Consider the following 13,815-nt stretch of genomic DNA (forward strand, 5'->3'; position numbering starts at 1 on the left):
CGCTAAGACAATACAGCATAGAGCCAATCAGGGAGAACCATACAAACTACAATGGTCGCAACGGCGAACACCAACATCCCATAATGGCTTGCGGTTGGCTTGGCAAAAAGATGTTTTTGCTTATGGATAAAGGTTTGTTGCTTAGCAGTCACAGAGCCCCAACGACAGCTCACTAACACTCCAAACAAAAGGAAGACAAATGTACCGATTGGCGCGAACCACGGCCAAGCCACGTCGAGAGATCTGGCAACGAACACCGCAATTACACTGATGATACTACCAACGATAACACCTTTTTCATTTGCTTTTGCCCAGAATAAGCCAAGCACAAATGAACCTAAGCGGATACCAACGAATATTGAAGTCAAACTTGCGATGGTTTTGAGCACCGATTCATTCGATACCGCCAGAAGTGCAGGCACGATTACCATTGCTGCGGCAAGCAAACTCATTTTTCTTGCTACTTTTTGGTAATGTTCATCACCAGCATTCTTGCGAACAAAGCGTTTGTAGATATCAAACGTTGCTACTGTCGCCATTGAGTTATAGGTCGAATCTAAGGTCGACATTGCCGCCGCTGCAAGTGCGGAAATGACTAGACCCACAACAACAGGATTAGTGTGGTTGAATACGAAATCCAAAATCACTTCATTGCTGTTTTCAAATGGCTGATCTCGATAAAAGAAGTGGCCCCCAATTTTCGGACATGACTTTAAGTGGTCGATCTGTTTTGATAGTACCCAACAATACAGGGACAGATTATGACTAGAAAACGTAGAAACCACTCTCCTGAGTTTAAAGCTAAGGTGGCTCTCGATGCCGCTAAAGGCGATAAAACCGTCGCTGAGCTAGCTCAGAAATATAACCTGCACGCTAACCAGATCTCAACATGGAAAAAGGAGCTGCTTGAAAACGCAGCCATGATTTTTGCCACCGAAAATCACTCAGGAAAAGAGAGTTCCGAAGATGTGGACAAACTTCACGCCAAGATCGGTCAATTGACCATGGAAAATGATTTTTTGGCCAAAGTGCTCGGTCGTTAGACCGAGCCCAGCGAAAGAGTTCGCTGGTTAAATCCACCCCATTGCCGATAAAGCGCCAATGTGAGCTGCTCAATATTGCTCGCTCTACCGCTTACTATCAGCCCATCGGACTCTCTGCTGAGGAGATCACGTTACGACGTATGATTGACGAAATTCATCTGCAGTATCCGTTTATGGGCAGTCGGCGCATTCGAACTGAGCTGGCTAAAAAGGGCCATAGCGTTAATCGTAAGCGTGTTGTTCGACTCATGCGCGATATGGGGATTGGGGCGATTTATCCCAAGCCCAAAACGACGCTGGCTAACAAAGCACACAAGGTGTATCCCTACCTGTTGCGTGATATCGAAGTCACTTACCCAAACCAAGCTTGGGCGATTGATATCACGTACATCCCGATGGCGAAGGGGTTCCTGTACCTCGTTGCGATGGTCGCGGTAGGAATAGCGGTCACCCGCTACCCCCCGCACAGATCCGTACGTGCGCTACTAACGCATACGGCTCCTACCTTGGGTCTAACGTCAAATCGCTGCTCAGGATAAGGGTGGACAATTCTTGCTTTGGGGATCCAGTAATCAACTAATTTCCTAAAACGTGACCATGTCATTTTATGACGCTGGCTACGCCTTCGCAGTTGCTTTAGCCATGCATTAGTGATCTCTGTAATAAACAGATTTAGGGAGCTACCATTCATTGGGACACCATAATAGTTGATGTGCCCTCGAATAATCTGATTCAGCCACTTTCCAACCTTCCACGGCGGTAAGTGAAGCCTTTTCTTTAGCTCCTGTCTGACCCATTTTATCTTACTGATAAGTCGCTTTTTGATTGTCTTCCGCTTGATCATTATGGCCTTTTGGCTCTTAGTCAGGTCACAGTAATGTGTGAATCCAAGGAAATCAAAGGTTCCTGGTCTTTGAACTTTCCCTCTTTTAAAGTCTTCAAAAGCGAATCGTCCAAAATGTATCAACTTGGTTTTGTCCGGATGAACGGATAAGCCAAATTGAGAGAGGCGTCTTTTCAACCCCTCTAAACACGCATTTGCATCATTTTTATGCTGAAAACCGATAACAGCATCGTCAGCGTACCTAACCATGATGACATCGCCAGTTGCACTTCGATGCCGTTCTCGGTTCAGCCAAAGATCAAAAGTATAATGAAGATAAACATTTGCCAACAATGGTGAGATCACCGATCCTTGAGGAGTCCCGAGGAGCGATTTAACTCGCTGGTTATGTTCATCAACGTACCCTACTTTTAACCATTTGGTAATAATTTTGAGCAATGGTTTATCTGCGACTCTGTGCTCTAAGAACTGGATCAACCAATCATGTTCTACAGTATCAAAGAACTTGGTTATATCTAAATCAAGCACCCAGTTTATCTTTCTCCGGTTGAGAGCAACATACAGTGCATCAAGGTATCCGCCCCATGAACCCACGGGGCGATATTGTTAGTGTTTGAAGTTCCAAGGCAGGAGTGCATCGATATCTGGTTCTGCTTTCGCTAACTCCTGCATGCACTTGACTATGTAGTCGTAAAGGATAAGGCCGTTGGCTTTCGCTGTCTCGACGATACTGTAAAGCATCGCGCTCGCTTCCGCTCCATTGGGATTGGTCGAGAAGAGCCAGTTCTTTCTCCCAATAACCAGCGGTTTTATTGCGCGTTCAGCACGGTTATTGTCTATCGATAAGTGACCGTCATCGATATAGCGAATGAGCTTCGGCCACTGACCGAGCGTGTATTTTATCGCTTTACCCAGCGGGCTAGACTCAAGCACTTTCTGAGTTGTCATCCATTCATAAAGCTCATCCAGTATCGGCTTAGCATGCTCTTGGCGCTCTGCTTTCCGTTTTTCGGCACTGGCACCTTTTAAGCGGGATTCTATCCCATAGAGTTTCTGGATTTTGGCCAGCGCTTTATCCGCTTTGCCTGACTTACCTTTGCCTTGAAGCTTTTTCGCGTCCATGAACTTGCGCCGAGCATGCGCAAAGCAACCGACATTGGTGACTCGATGAAGCCCATCATAAACACCATAGCCATCGGTTTGCAGATACCCATCATAGTCGCCCAAGAAGGCAACAGGGCACGACCTCGCGCGACTGTTTTGATAGTCATACAAGACGATATTTTTTACATTGGGCAGTGCGGCATCTGGCGAGTCCGCGCCCGAGCAGTAGAGCCACATGTAACACTGTTTATCTTCTTTGAGGACATTGAGCGGCGTTTCATCCGCCTGAATCACCATTTGCTCAAGTAGGTGCGCTTTCAAGGCCGCATAAAGTGGAGCGAACTTCTCACTGACTTGGATAATCCACCTTGCCATGGTGGTGCGCGAGAGTTCGATACCCGACTGGGTAAACAACGACTCTTGTCGATAAAGTGGCATCGCGTATTGGTATTTGCCGAGGATGATATTGGCCAACAAGCTTTCTGTAGCGAAGCTTTTAGGGATAATACTTTGCGGCGCTGGCTTTTGAACGATGCGGCTGTTGTCCTGAGTTTGCTCGCATTGGCGGCAAGCATATTTAGGACGAACATATTCCAACACTTTGAGTACCGCTGGCGTGAACTCAAGTTTCTCGCTACGGTCTTCACCGATTTTATGCAGGTGATGTTGGCAGCAAGTGCACTGCTTTTCATCGTCGTCTAAATCAAGTTCGATAACCTCACGAGGCAAGCTCTTTGGCAGGGGCTGACGTTTACCGCGTTTCTTCATTGTGGTGGTCGTTGTGACAACATCAACCTCTTCTTCCTTAGCAGCTTCACACTCCGCTTCGTTGAAGAGGTCACCTTGGGATTCATTGTAAGGCTTTAACGCCTCTGAGCGTTTAGCGAACTGACGGTCGAAGGCAAGCTTGAGCTGTTCAAGTAGGGATTGACGCTCTTGTTGCCACTCATTTTTCTCCGACATCAGCACTTTCACCATCGCTTGTAGCTCGGCAACATCTTGGCTTTCTGGGTTGATATTTAGCGTCTTTTTCATGGCGTTGATTATACTAAAATCATGACGTTAACGCTTGGTGGATAAGAGTTTATTATCGCTTAAGTCATTGTAAAATCGTTTATTTCAATGGGTTTATGGCCGATAATCGTGAAGCCAGAAAGCAGTCTATCAAGCTCGAATTGAGTTAGGGTAAACACCTCATTTTGCTCTTTGGAAGGCCACTTGTACTTGGCTTTTTCGAGGCGCTTGTACCAAAGAGCGAAGCCTGTTTTATCCCAGTACAACACTTTGACTTTATCGCGCTGTTTGTTGGTGAATAGGAACAGCGCACCACTGCCCAAGGGTAAGTCGGTGTCACTTTCGATAATCGCCGCGAGGCCGTTGATGGACTTTCTAAAATCGACGCTTTCGCGATAGAGATAGATTTCGGGAGCACTGAGCATACGTTTCATGACAGCGCACCGATAAGCTCTGCGAGATAGGTCGCTGGCGTGCCTTGTGGGATGCTCAGTTCAACATCATTGACGAGCAGGGTCATATTGGCAACGGCAACGTGAGTGGCTTGATACTTTGTGGTCTTTTCAACGACTTCTGTTTTAACAAAGCCAACCGTGTTCGGTTTTTCGCAGTGCTTTAACTGTTGGCGCTTAGCGTAAAAAGTGGAGAGACTCAGTCCGTTACGTTCACAGAATAATCGTTGTGATAACTGGCTGGATTCATAGTGTTCGAACAGGGTTCGCCATTCTTGGTTAGTGCGTCGTTTGGCCATTTCAAATCTCCTTTGGGTTGGAGGTTTGATCTTATTATTCGGGCTAGACGATTAGAATGCGGGGTTTATGATGCGCTTAGAACGCTAGGCAAAGCTGGCGAATAAATAATGGGTGGAAGTCCCATCTCAGTAAGGACTAACCATCCGCTGGGTTCTCGAGCTATGCGCTGAGTGTGGGTAACTGCATTAGTGAAGTGTTAGTAGAGGCATCTGTAGGCTAAGTATTGAGCCACGAAATTCAGTTTGGAAGTGGAGATGTTGTTAAGCGAAGCAGAATCCAATAGTGACAAGAGCGTAATTTGGTGAGTTCTTGGGCACACTTCCCGGGGTCGGAGACCTTATGCATACAGAGAAATTTATACGCCGGAACCTAGGAGATCCTATACAGTCCCGGTAAGTATCAACCGGGCATAATTATTGAACCCTCTCAGGCAAGATAAATATGGTATAGGAAGTCGGACAGGATAATAGTACTGATGAAACAGACGAACAAAACTCGTAAAACAGACGCGGAGTCTGCGGAGGGAAGTATCCTGACCAAGGGGAATGGTCAACAGTCTAACCACGGCCAGACACAGAGCTGGATCCCCGTGATGTCAAAGTTGGTGGCCATACGCAAACTCGCAGCTCAAAATAAGACACTGAAGTTTAACAACCTTCTTCATCTTATAACGGAAGAATTGCTCATGGAGTGCTTTTACACTCTCAAGCGTGATTCTGCCGCAGGGATCGATGGGGTAACATGGGATAAATATCAATTATTCTCAAAACAGCTCATCAAGCAGCTATGTGAAGATATTCAATCAGGACGATATAAGCCAAAACCTGCCAGAAGAATTTATATCCCTAAACAAGACGGTAGTCAGCGACCGCTGAATATCCTATGCATTAGGGACAAAATTGTTCAACAAGCAGTCAGTAAAGTTCTAGAATCGATCTATGAGAGCGACTTTATGGGCTTTTCATATGGTTTTCGACCAGAGCGGAATCAGCATCAAGCTCTTGATGCACTGTATGTTGCTCTCAACCGGAGAAAGATAAACTGGGTGCTTGATTTAGATATAACCAAGTTCTTTGATACTGTAGAACATGATTGGTTGATCCAGTTCTTAGAGCACAGAGTCGCAGATAAACCATTGCTCAAAATTATTACCAAATGGTTAAAAGTAGGGTACGTTGATGAACATAACCAGCGAGTTAAATCGCTCCTCGGGACTCCTCAAGGATCGGTGATCTCACCATTGTTGGCAAATGTTTATCTTCATTATACTTTTGATCTTTGGCTGAACCGAGAACGGCATCGAAGTGCAACTGGCGATGTCATCATGGTTAGGTACGCTGACGATGCTGTTATCGGTTTTCAGCATAAAAATGATGCAAATGCGTGTTTAGAGGGGTTGAAAAGACGCCTCTCTCAATTTGGCTTATCCGTTCATCCGGACAAAACCAAGTTGATACATTTTGGACGATTCGCTTTTGAAGACTTTAAAAGAGGGAAAGTTCAAAGACCAGGAACCTTTGATTTCCTTGGATTCACACATTACTGTGACCTGACTAAGAGCCAAAAGGCCATAATGATCAAGCGGAAGACAATCAAAAAGCGACTTATCAGTAAGATAAAATGGGTCAGACAGGAGCTAAAGAAAAGGCTTCACTTACCGCCGTGGAAGGTTGGAAAGTGGCTGAATCAGATTATTCGAGGGCACATCAACTATTATGGTGTCCCAATGAATGGTAGCTCCCTAAATCTGTTTATTACAGAGATCACTAATGCATGGCTAAAGCAACTGCGAAGGCGTAGCCAGCGTCATAAAATGACATGGTCACGTTTTAGGAAATTAGTTGATTACTGGATCCCCAAAGCAAGAATTGTCCACCCTTATCCTGAGCAGCGATTTGACGTTAGACCCAAGGTAGGAGCCGTATGCGTTAGTAGCGCACGTACGGATCTGTGCGGGGGGTAGCGGGTGACCGCTATTCCTACCGCGACCATATTAGCGACCTGTGTCCGTCCTGCCAATGAACCGGAGCACAAGGCGTCGGAGTACTTAAAACCCAAAGTCAATGCTTACGGTGAAGTTAAACAAATTCAAATAGATAGGGGTTATTTAGCTGCTCACTGGACAACGGAGCTGTACGAAGCAGGAAAAGAGGTTGTTGCAAAACCATGGACACCGCCATCCAAGAGCGCACTGAGTAAAAACGCCTTCCAAATTGACTTGGTTGAAGGCAGTGTCATGTGCCCAGCAGGGAAAGTTGCCATGATAAAGTCTGGAAAAGTAACGCAAGCCCGTTTTAAATCAACGGAATGCAACGCTTGTCCGAAAAAAGCAGATTGTACGACATCAGATAAAGGTCGAAAAATTAAAATACACGAGCAGGAAGCGATGCTGCAAAAGCTTCAGAAGCACGTAAGTACGTCTCAAGGTCGGGCTGATGCTAGAGAGCGGGTCAAAGTAGAGCACTCTCTAGCATCAATCTGCAACCGCAAAGGTCCTAGAGCAAGGTACCGAGGCTTGCGGCTAAATGAATATGATTTAAACAGAACGGCAGCTATTACCAACCTGCATATAGCGATGAGTTTGGCTGCTTAAAATTTAAACTATATGGTGCTCTAGGATCTTGGTTGCTTGCCGTTTGAGTGATGTAACTAGTTCTACTTTCATGAGAGCTGCTCCTATGGATTACTAAAGTGATACTATTCTATCACTTTGAGCATAGCAAGCTCCATGACGGCTAACGCCGCGTTAAGGGGCGCAGGCACGCAATACAAAAGTTACCGCATGACAACTTAACCACTAAACCCAACGCAAATTGAAAATGCCACGCGTGCCAAGTCCCTCTTGAACGCTTTGTTATGTTTATTTAGCCTAAGATTTAAAACAGTTAAATCCATCAGCGACTGTTTCAAACTGAATTTTTGTCAAACAGACCTCCGCTAAACAGAACTCATGACGTTGAATCAATCTAGACGCTTCCTCTGCTGAAACCTGGATTGAGTTTCCAATCAGGTTAACTGCTGAGCCATCTGAAACAATTGAATAGACAAAACCTTCAGAGTCAATGACTCGATCGCTTGGACCAACAATCAAATCCACACACTCGCAATTCAAATCAGCTTCAGAACCCAAATAAACAAGCTCATCGTCACCATCTAATTTCAGAATACAAGGCCAATTGACCATGAACTTCTCCGATAAACATAACGCCGCGTTAAGTGGTGAACAACGCGACCACCTAACCTAAACCATTGTGCCGTAAACACTAAAGCTGATTTAAACTAAAAATGCCAAGCGTTGTGAATCCGTCTTAAACGCTTTGTTATAACACCAGGGCGTCCGCATGAGTGGTTAGAATTTAGTCATTGACTTAAATCCAGCGACTAAGACTTGCTCCAAGAAGCCGGGGTTCATCATGCAACGTTTCTGCTTCATTGGCACACTAATTTTGCTTGGCTCAGCTCTTAGCATGTTAAGCGCCATGTGTCTTAAACCTGCCAAATTTTCAGCCGCGTTTTGTCGGTAAATCTGACAAGCATCTTCTCGCATGCTCACATCTAAAATCCAGTGCATTGACTCTATGCCCCAGTGGGCTCGAATGGCATTTCCTGCCTGCTCCGCGGTCAGGTCTGCTGAACTTATGTAGTAGCGGTACTCCAGCTTTGGCGCTTTACCTTTGGCAACTCGGTAATTTTCAACCATGACAATACTGGCGAGTCCGCTCCACGTTGAGAAGTCACCCTCTAACTCACTAGCCTTGAGTACATGGCAAGTACGTGCTTCAACGCGGCCTTTTTGTTTCTCGATTTGATAAGTGGTTTTGTCAATCGGGGCACGGCGGTGTGGGGCGAAGGCTGTCTGTATGGCTGCCGACAACTTGCCTTGATTCCCCTTTACTGCCAACAAGTAATCACCGCCCTTGCTAGTGATCGCCTTGGCAATCTTGGTCTGGCAGGCCATCGCATCAATCGTCACGATAGCTCCTCGCAAGTCGAGCATCTTAATAAGCTCTGGAATCGCGGTAATTTCATTGCTCTTATCGTCAGTTTTGAGTTGGCCCAATACCAGTTGGTTGGCACTTGCATAGGCGCTCACCATATGGATGGTGCTTTTCCTGTCGTCTCTATCGTAGGAGCCGCGCAAAGTCTTGCCATCAATGGCAACCACCTCACCAAACGTCATGGTATGTACCGCATTCATCCAACCCAGGAAGCAGTCGCGAAACTCGGCAGGATCAATATTTGCAATCAAACGAGCAAAGGTATCGTCGACAGGCACACCGTTTTCAAACAGTCCCTGTTTAAGAAACCACTCATGGTGGCCAAGAACATATTCACGAATGTCAGTCCAGCCTTGACCTCCGGCTATCACGGCACAGATAGACCCAAACAAAATATCAAACAGAGGATAATCAACTTTTGCACTTTGCCGTTTGTCACGGATGATACTGAAATGCGCTTTGATGGTATTAATATTCATGGTCGCTCCCCAAAAGAAGAGCATAAGATCACAGACCGTGCTTCAGGTCAAATTTAACCTTGCGTTGTACAAGAAATGTTCATGATCTTGCCCTGGTTATAACACAGTTTTACACGTCATCTTCCGACAACATTTGACGACAATTACGAACTGTTAATACGCGTATCTCATGACTTAAGCTATAGATAATACGATAGTGACCAAATATGATTTCGCGATAATTCGTATGGGGCATTTCAGGAACAAAGCGCCCCATTTCCGGCATACTTCCAAGTAGTTCAGTTTTATCAAAAACTTCGTTTACCCACTTTTCTGCCGCAGGTGGATTATCCAAAGAAATAAATTCCGCTGCATCGCCTAGCTTCTGAAGCGCTAATGGAGACCAAACTACTTTCATTTCTTAATGCGCCCCAGAACTTGAGCACGAGCATCATCATTGGAAACACCAAGCCCTGAAGCTAATTGAGCTTCAGCTGTGCGTATTTCTTCTAGTAATTCGATTTTCTCTTGCATTGCTTCATACTCTGCAACATCGAGAACAACAGCTACACCTTTACCACGTTGTGTGATAACCAATGGACGGCGAGTCTCATTGATTTGTTTGATGTAAGAAGCTACACCTGCACGAAATTCAGATAACGGCTGAATATCTTGATCGAAATGAATACGACTCATATTGAACTCCAAATAGTACAAAATAATGTACAAATAATAGTTCAACTAACCGTTTCTAGCAAGAAGTTGATTCTGTGTTATAACGCCCTGCTAAGGGGTGAGCAATGCACTGCAAAAGCTACCGCACGCCGTCTGAATCACAAAACCCACCGCATGCTGAAAATGCCACGCATTGCGAATCCCGCTTAAGCAGTTTGTTAGCTTAAATTTCAGCACCTTAGATTTGCCAAAACTGAGATTAACCTGATTTGGAAAACCAACAAACCACCTGAGATTTAAAACCCGAATTGACTCAAACTTTGTGGCCTTTCATACGATTTGAAAACTCGAAATATTGATAAATCATTTTCGGAAAACTCAAAGCGAAAGCAAAACTACCAAAGCGACTTTACGCCAAACTGGCTAACCTCACGCGATCCCAAAACTCAATTGAGGCACCGGCTCAAAACTCGCGTTGGCAAACAATGCTGATTTGCCGAGAAACCGGAACGAGCTGCCAAGGGAAGAAAAAATAGGCTGCAATCAATTGATTTTCATTGTTTTAAGCTAACGCCCGCTTAAGGGGCAGCCAACGCCACTACTGATTCTCCGCATAACACAGTAACCACGAAAACCAACGCATAGTAAAAATGCCATGCGTTGGCTGTCCCTCTTGAAGCGTTTGTTATAGCTCGGCTATGTGTGACAACGTTTCTGGATGACGCTGTACTAACTTTAAAAGAGTGACCGCTTGACCATTTGGCACACTACGACCTTGTTCCCAGTTTTCCAATGTGCGCGAAGACGTATGAAGTAACCGCGCGAAGACTCCGCGGGACATATTGAACTGCTCGCGAATACTCACGATTTCATCCGGTGAGATGTTCAACTCACCCACATCATTCACATGATGTGTTTTCAGAGTAAGCTTACCTTCTGAATGCTGCTTAGCCTCAACAAGAGCTGAGCTTAACTCTGTAAATAAATCACGATTGCTCATTGCGCCACGCCTCCATAAAAGCCATTAGTTGTTTCCTTTGATTTGCATTCAAGTCAGACATTTCATTTTTGCCGTAAATGGTTAGCAAATAAAAACGCCTCTTTTCATCGAGAAAGTAATAGATAATCCGTGAACCACCACGCTTTCCCTTGCCTTTACTCGCAACTCGAATTTTTCGCAAACCGCCAGTACCTTGAATCACATCACCCAGCTTGGGGTTTAGCATTAGCGGTCGCGGTAGGAATAGCGGTCACCCGCTACCCCCCGCACAGATCCGTACGTGCGCTACTAACGCATACGGCTCCTACCTTGGGTCTAACGTCAAATCGCTGCTCAGGATAAGGGTGGACAATTCTTGCTTTGGGGATCCAGTAATCAACTAATTTCCTAAAACGTGACCATGTCATTTTATGACGCTGGCTACGCCTTCGCAGTTGCTTTAGCCATGCATTAGTGATCTCTGTAATAAACAGATTTAGGGAGCTACCATTCATTGGGACACCATAATAGTTGATGTGCCCTCGAATAATCTGATTCAGCCACTTTCCAACCTTCCACGGCGGTAAGTGAAGCCTTTTCTTTAGCTCCTGTCTGACCCATTTTATCTTACTGATAAGTCGCTTTTTGATTGTCTTCCGCTTGATCATTATGGCCTTTTGGCTCTTAGTCAGGTCACAGTAATGTGTGAATCCAAGGAAATCAAAGGTTCCTGGTCTTTGAACTTTCCCTCTTTTAAAGTCTTCAAAAGCGAATCGTCCAAAATGTATCAACTTGGTTTTGTCCGGATGAACGGATAAGCCAAATTGAGAGAGGCGTCTTTTCAACCCCTCTAAACACGCATTTGCATCATTTTTATGCTGAAAACCGATAACAGCATCGTCAGCGTACCTAACCATGATGACATCGCCAGTTGCACTTCGATGCCGTTCTCGGTTCAGCCAAAGATCAAAAGTATAATGAAGATAAACATTTGCCAACAATGGTGAGATCACCGATCCTTGAGGAGTCCCGAGGAGCGATTTAACTCGCTGGTTATGTTCATCAACGTACCCTACTTTTAACCATTTGGTAATAATTTTGAGCAATGGTTTATCTGCGACTCTGTGCTCTAAGAACTGGATCAACCAATCATGTTCTACAGTATCAAAGAACTTGGTTATATCTAAATCAAGCACCCAGTTTATCTTTCTCCGGTTGAGAGCAACATACAGTGCATCAAGAGCTTGATGCTGATTCCGCTCTGGTCGAAAACCATATGAAAAGCCCATAAAGTCGCTCTCATAGATCGATTCTAGAACTTTACTGACTGCTTGTTGAACAATTTTGTCCCTAATGCATAGGATATTCAGCGGTCGCTGACTACCGTCTTGTTTAGGGATATAAATTCTTCTGGCAGGTTTTGGCTTATATCGTCCTGATTGAATATCTTCACATAGCTGCTTGATGAGCTGTTTTGAGAATAATTGATATTTATCCCATGTTACCCCATCGATCCCTGCGGCAGAATCACGCTTGAGAGTGTAAAAGCACTCCATGAGCAATTCTTCCGTTATAAGATGAAGAAGGTTGTTAAACTTCAGTGTCTTATTTTGAGCTGCGAGTTTGCGTATGGCCACCAACTTTGACATCACGGGGATCCAGCTCTGTGTCTGGCCGTGGTTAGACTGTTGACCATTCCCCTTGGTCAGGATACTTCCCTCCGCAGACTCCGCGTCTGTTTTACGAGTTTTGTTCGTCTGTTTCATCAGTACTATTATCCTGTCCGACTTCCTATACCATATTTATCTTGCCTGAGAGGGTTCAATAATTATGCCCGGTTGATACTTACCGGGACTGTATAGGATCTCCTAGGTTCCGGCGTATAAATTTCTCTGTATGCATAAGGTCTCCGACCCCGGGAAGTGTGCCCAAGAACTCACCAAATTACGCTCTTGTCACTATTGGATTCTGCTTCGCTTAACAACATCTCCACTTCCAAACTGAATTTCGTGGCTCAATACTTAGCCTACAGATGCCTCTACTAACACTTCACTAATGCAGTTACCCACACTCAGCGCATAGCTCGAGAACCCAGCGGATGGTTAGTCCTTACTGAGATGGGACTTCCACCCATTATTTATTCGCCAGCTTTGCCTAGCGTTCTAAGCGCATCATAAACCCCGCATTCTAATCGTCTAGCCCGAATAATAAGATCAAACCTCCAACCCAAAGGAGATTTGAAATGGCCAAACGACGCACTAACCAAGAATGGCGAACCCTGTTCGAACACTATGAATCCAGCCAGTTATCACAACGATTATTCTGTGAACGTAACGGACTGAGTCTCTCCACTTTTTACGCTAAGCGCCAACAGTTAAAGCACTGCGAAAAACCGAACACGGTTGGCTTTGTTAAAACAGAAGTCGTTGAAAAGACCACAAAGTATCAAGCCACTCACGTTGCCGTTGCCAATATGACCCTGCTCGTCAATGATGTTGAACTGAGCATCCCACAAGGCACGCCAGCGACCTATCTCGCAGAGCTTATCGGTGCGCTGTCATGAAACGTATGCTCAGTGCTCCCGAAATCTATCTCTATCGCGAAAGCGTCGATTTTAGAAAGTCCATCAACGGCCTCGCGGCGATTATCGAAAGTGACACCGACTTACCCTTGGGCAGTGGTGCGCTGTTCCTATTCACCAACAAACAGCGCGATAAAGTCAAAGTGTTGTACTGGGATAAAACAGGCTTCGCTCTTTGGTACAAGCGCCTCGAAAAAGCCAAGTACAAGTGGCCTTCCAAAGAGCAAAATGAGGTGTTTACCCTAACTCAATTCGAGCTTGATAGACTGCTTTCTGGCTTCACGATTATCGGCCATAAACCCATTGAAATAAACGATTTTACAATGACTTAAGCGATAATAAAGTCTTATCCACCAAGCGTTAACGT

The 13,815-nt window shown here is 45.2% G+C and carries 14 protein-coding genes and 3 pseudogenes; 5 read left to right on the plus strand and 12 right to left on the minus strand.

The window, feature by feature from the left end; translation table 11 throughout:
* Positions 1 to 2 precede the first annotated feature (2 nt).
* A pseudogene (locus tag EA26_RS07950) lies at positions 3 to 683 on the minus strand (sodium:solute symporter family transporter); the annotation flags it as partial.
* A gap of 78 nt (positions 684 to 761) precedes the next feature.
* On the opposite strand from EA26_RS07950, the pseudogene EA26_RS20380 reads away from it, so the two are divergent.
* Positions 762 to 1,474 (plus strand): annotated as a pseudogene (locus EA26_RS20380) (IS3 family transposase); the annotation flags it as partial.
* 23 nt (positions 1,475 to 1,497) lie between these two features.
* On the opposite strand, the gene EA26_RS07960 reads toward EA26_RS20380, so the two are convergent.
* From EA26_RS07960 to tnpA (EA26_RS07975), 4 genes are read right to left on the minus strand one after another with little or no spacing between them, the layout of a single operon-like run.
* Positions 1,498 to 2,481: a reverse transcriptase domain-containing protein gene (locus tag EA26_RS07960; protein WP_052079655.1), complete on the minus strand. Its 984-nt coding sequence runs from the start codon at positions 2,479 to 2,481 to the stop codon at positions 1,498 to 1,500.
* Positions 2,482 to 2,493: 12 nt separating this feature from the next.
* A complete protein-coding gene (gene tnpC, locus EA26_RS07965; RefSeq protein ID WP_039424673.1) occupies positions 2,494 to 4,026 on the minus strand; it encodes an IS66 family transposase in 1,533 nt (510 codons plus the stop codon).
* Positions 4,027 to 4,085: 59 nt separating this feature from the next.
* On the minus strand, positions 4,086 to 4,439 hold the full coding sequence (gene tnpB / locus EA26_RS07970) for an IS66 family insertion sequence element accessory protein TnpB (RefSeq protein ID WP_039423669.1): 354 nt from the start codon (positions 4,437 to 4,439) through the stop codon (positions 4,086 to 4,088).
* Positions 4,436 to 4,756 carry an IS66 family insertion sequence element accessory protein TnpA gene (gene tnpA / locus EA26_RS07975; protein WP_039423672.1) on the minus strand — a complete coding sequence of 107 codons (321 nt, stop codon included), beginning with the start codon at positions 4,754 to 4,756 and terminating at the stop codon, positions 4,436 to 4,438. The genes tnpB (EA26_RS07970) and tnpA (EA26_RS07975) overlap by 4 nt, the downstream gene beginning before the upstream one ends.
* 476 nt (positions 4,757 to 5,232) lie before the next feature.
* On the opposite strand from tnpA (EA26_RS07975), the gene ltrA (EA26_RS07980) reads away from it, so the two are divergent.
* Positions 5,233 to 6,720, plus strand: coding sequence for a group II intron reverse transcriptase/maturase (gene ltrA, locus EA26_RS07980; RefSeq protein WP_052079615.1), 1,488 nt, complete (start codon positions 5,233 to 5,235; stop codon positions 6,718 to 6,720).
* Between the two features lie 3 nt (positions 6,721 to 6,723).
* Complete coding sequence (locus EA26_RS07985; RefSeq protein WP_052079656.1) at positions 6,724 to 7,350, plus strand: transposase; 627 nt, start codon at positions 6,724 to 6,726, stop codon at positions 7,348 to 7,350.
* A 276-nt stretch (positions 7,351 to 7,626) separates the two neighbouring features.
* Here the strand turns inward: EA26_RS07985 and EA26_RS07990 are convergent, their stop codons facing one another.
* From EA26_RS07990 to ltrA (EA26_RS08020), 7 genes and pseudogenes are all read right to left on the minus strand, one after another.
* Positions 7,627 to 7,941 carry a DUF4144 domain-containing protein gene (locus tag EA26_RS07990; RefSeq protein ID WP_039426510.1) on the minus strand — a complete coding sequence of 105 codons (315 nt, stop codon included), beginning with the start codon at positions 7,939 to 7,941 and terminating at the stop codon, positions 7,627 to 7,629.
* 165 nt (positions 7,942 to 8,106) lie between these two features.
* Positions 8,107 to 9,234, minus strand: a complete 1,128-nt coding sequence (locus tag EA26_RS07995; RefSeq protein WP_039426512.1) for an ISAs1 family transposase — start codon at positions 9,232 to 9,234, stop codon at positions 8,107 to 8,109.
* A 109-nt stretch (positions 9,235 to 9,343) separates the two neighbouring features.
* On the minus strand, positions 9,344 to 9,631 hold the full coding sequence (locus EA26_RS08000; RefSeq protein WP_039426515.1) for a type II toxin-antitoxin system RelE/ParE family toxin: 288 nt from the start codon (positions 9,629 to 9,631) through the stop codon (positions 9,344 to 9,346).
* Complete coding sequence (locus EA26_RS08005; RefSeq protein WP_039426518.1) at positions 9,628 to 9,909, minus strand: type II toxin-antitoxin system Phd/YefM family antitoxin; 282 nt, start codon at positions 9,907 to 9,909, stop codon at positions 9,628 to 9,630. Before EA26_RS08005 ends, EA26_RS08000 begins: the two co-directional genes overlap by 4 nt.
* A 664-nt stretch (positions 9,910 to 10,573) precedes the next feature.
* On the minus strand, positions 10,574 to 10,888 hold the full coding sequence (locus EA26_RS08010) for a helix-turn-helix domain-containing protein (protein WP_000071011.1): 315 nt from the start codon (positions 10,886 to 10,888) through the stop codon (positions 10,574 to 10,576).
* Positions 10,875 to 11,117, minus strand: a pseudogene (locus EA26_RS08015) (type II toxin-antitoxin system RelE/ParE family toxin); the annotation flags it as partial. The pseudogene EA26_RS08015 and the gene EA26_RS08010, both read right to left, overlap by 14 nt.
* 28 nt (positions 11,118 to 11,145) lie before the next feature.
* Complete coding sequence (ltrA, locus tag EA26_RS08020) at positions 11,146 to 12,633, minus strand: group II intron reverse transcriptase/maturase (protein WP_052079615.1); 1,488 nt, start codon at positions 12,631 to 12,633, stop codon at positions 11,146 to 11,148.
* Between the two features lie 476 nt (positions 12,634 to 13,109).
* On the opposite strand from ltrA (EA26_RS08020), the gene tnpA (EA26_RS08025) reads away from it, so the two are divergent.
* The gene (tnpA, locus tag EA26_RS08025; RefSeq protein ID WP_039423672.1) at positions 13,110 to 13,430 is read left to right on the plus strand and encodes an IS66 family insertion sequence element accessory protein TnpA; all 321 of its coding nucleotides are present in this window, start codon (positions 13,110 to 13,112) and stop codon (positions 13,428 to 13,430) included.
* Entirely contained in the window at positions 13,427 to 13,780 is a 354-nt protein-coding gene (tnpB, locus tag EA26_RS08030) for an IS66 family insertion sequence element accessory protein TnpB (RefSeq protein WP_039423669.1), read from the plus strand. Before tnpA (EA26_RS08025) ends, tnpB (EA26_RS08030) begins: the two co-directional genes overlap by 4 nt.
* The last annotated feature ends 35 nt before the right edge of the window (positions 13,781 to 13,815 follow it).

This window comes from Vibrio navarrensis (genome assembly GCF_000764325.1).
In the GTDB taxonomy this organism is placed as follows: domain Bacteria; phylum Pseudomonadota; class Gammaproteobacteria; order Enterobacterales; family Vibrionaceae; genus Vibrio; species Vibrio navarrensis.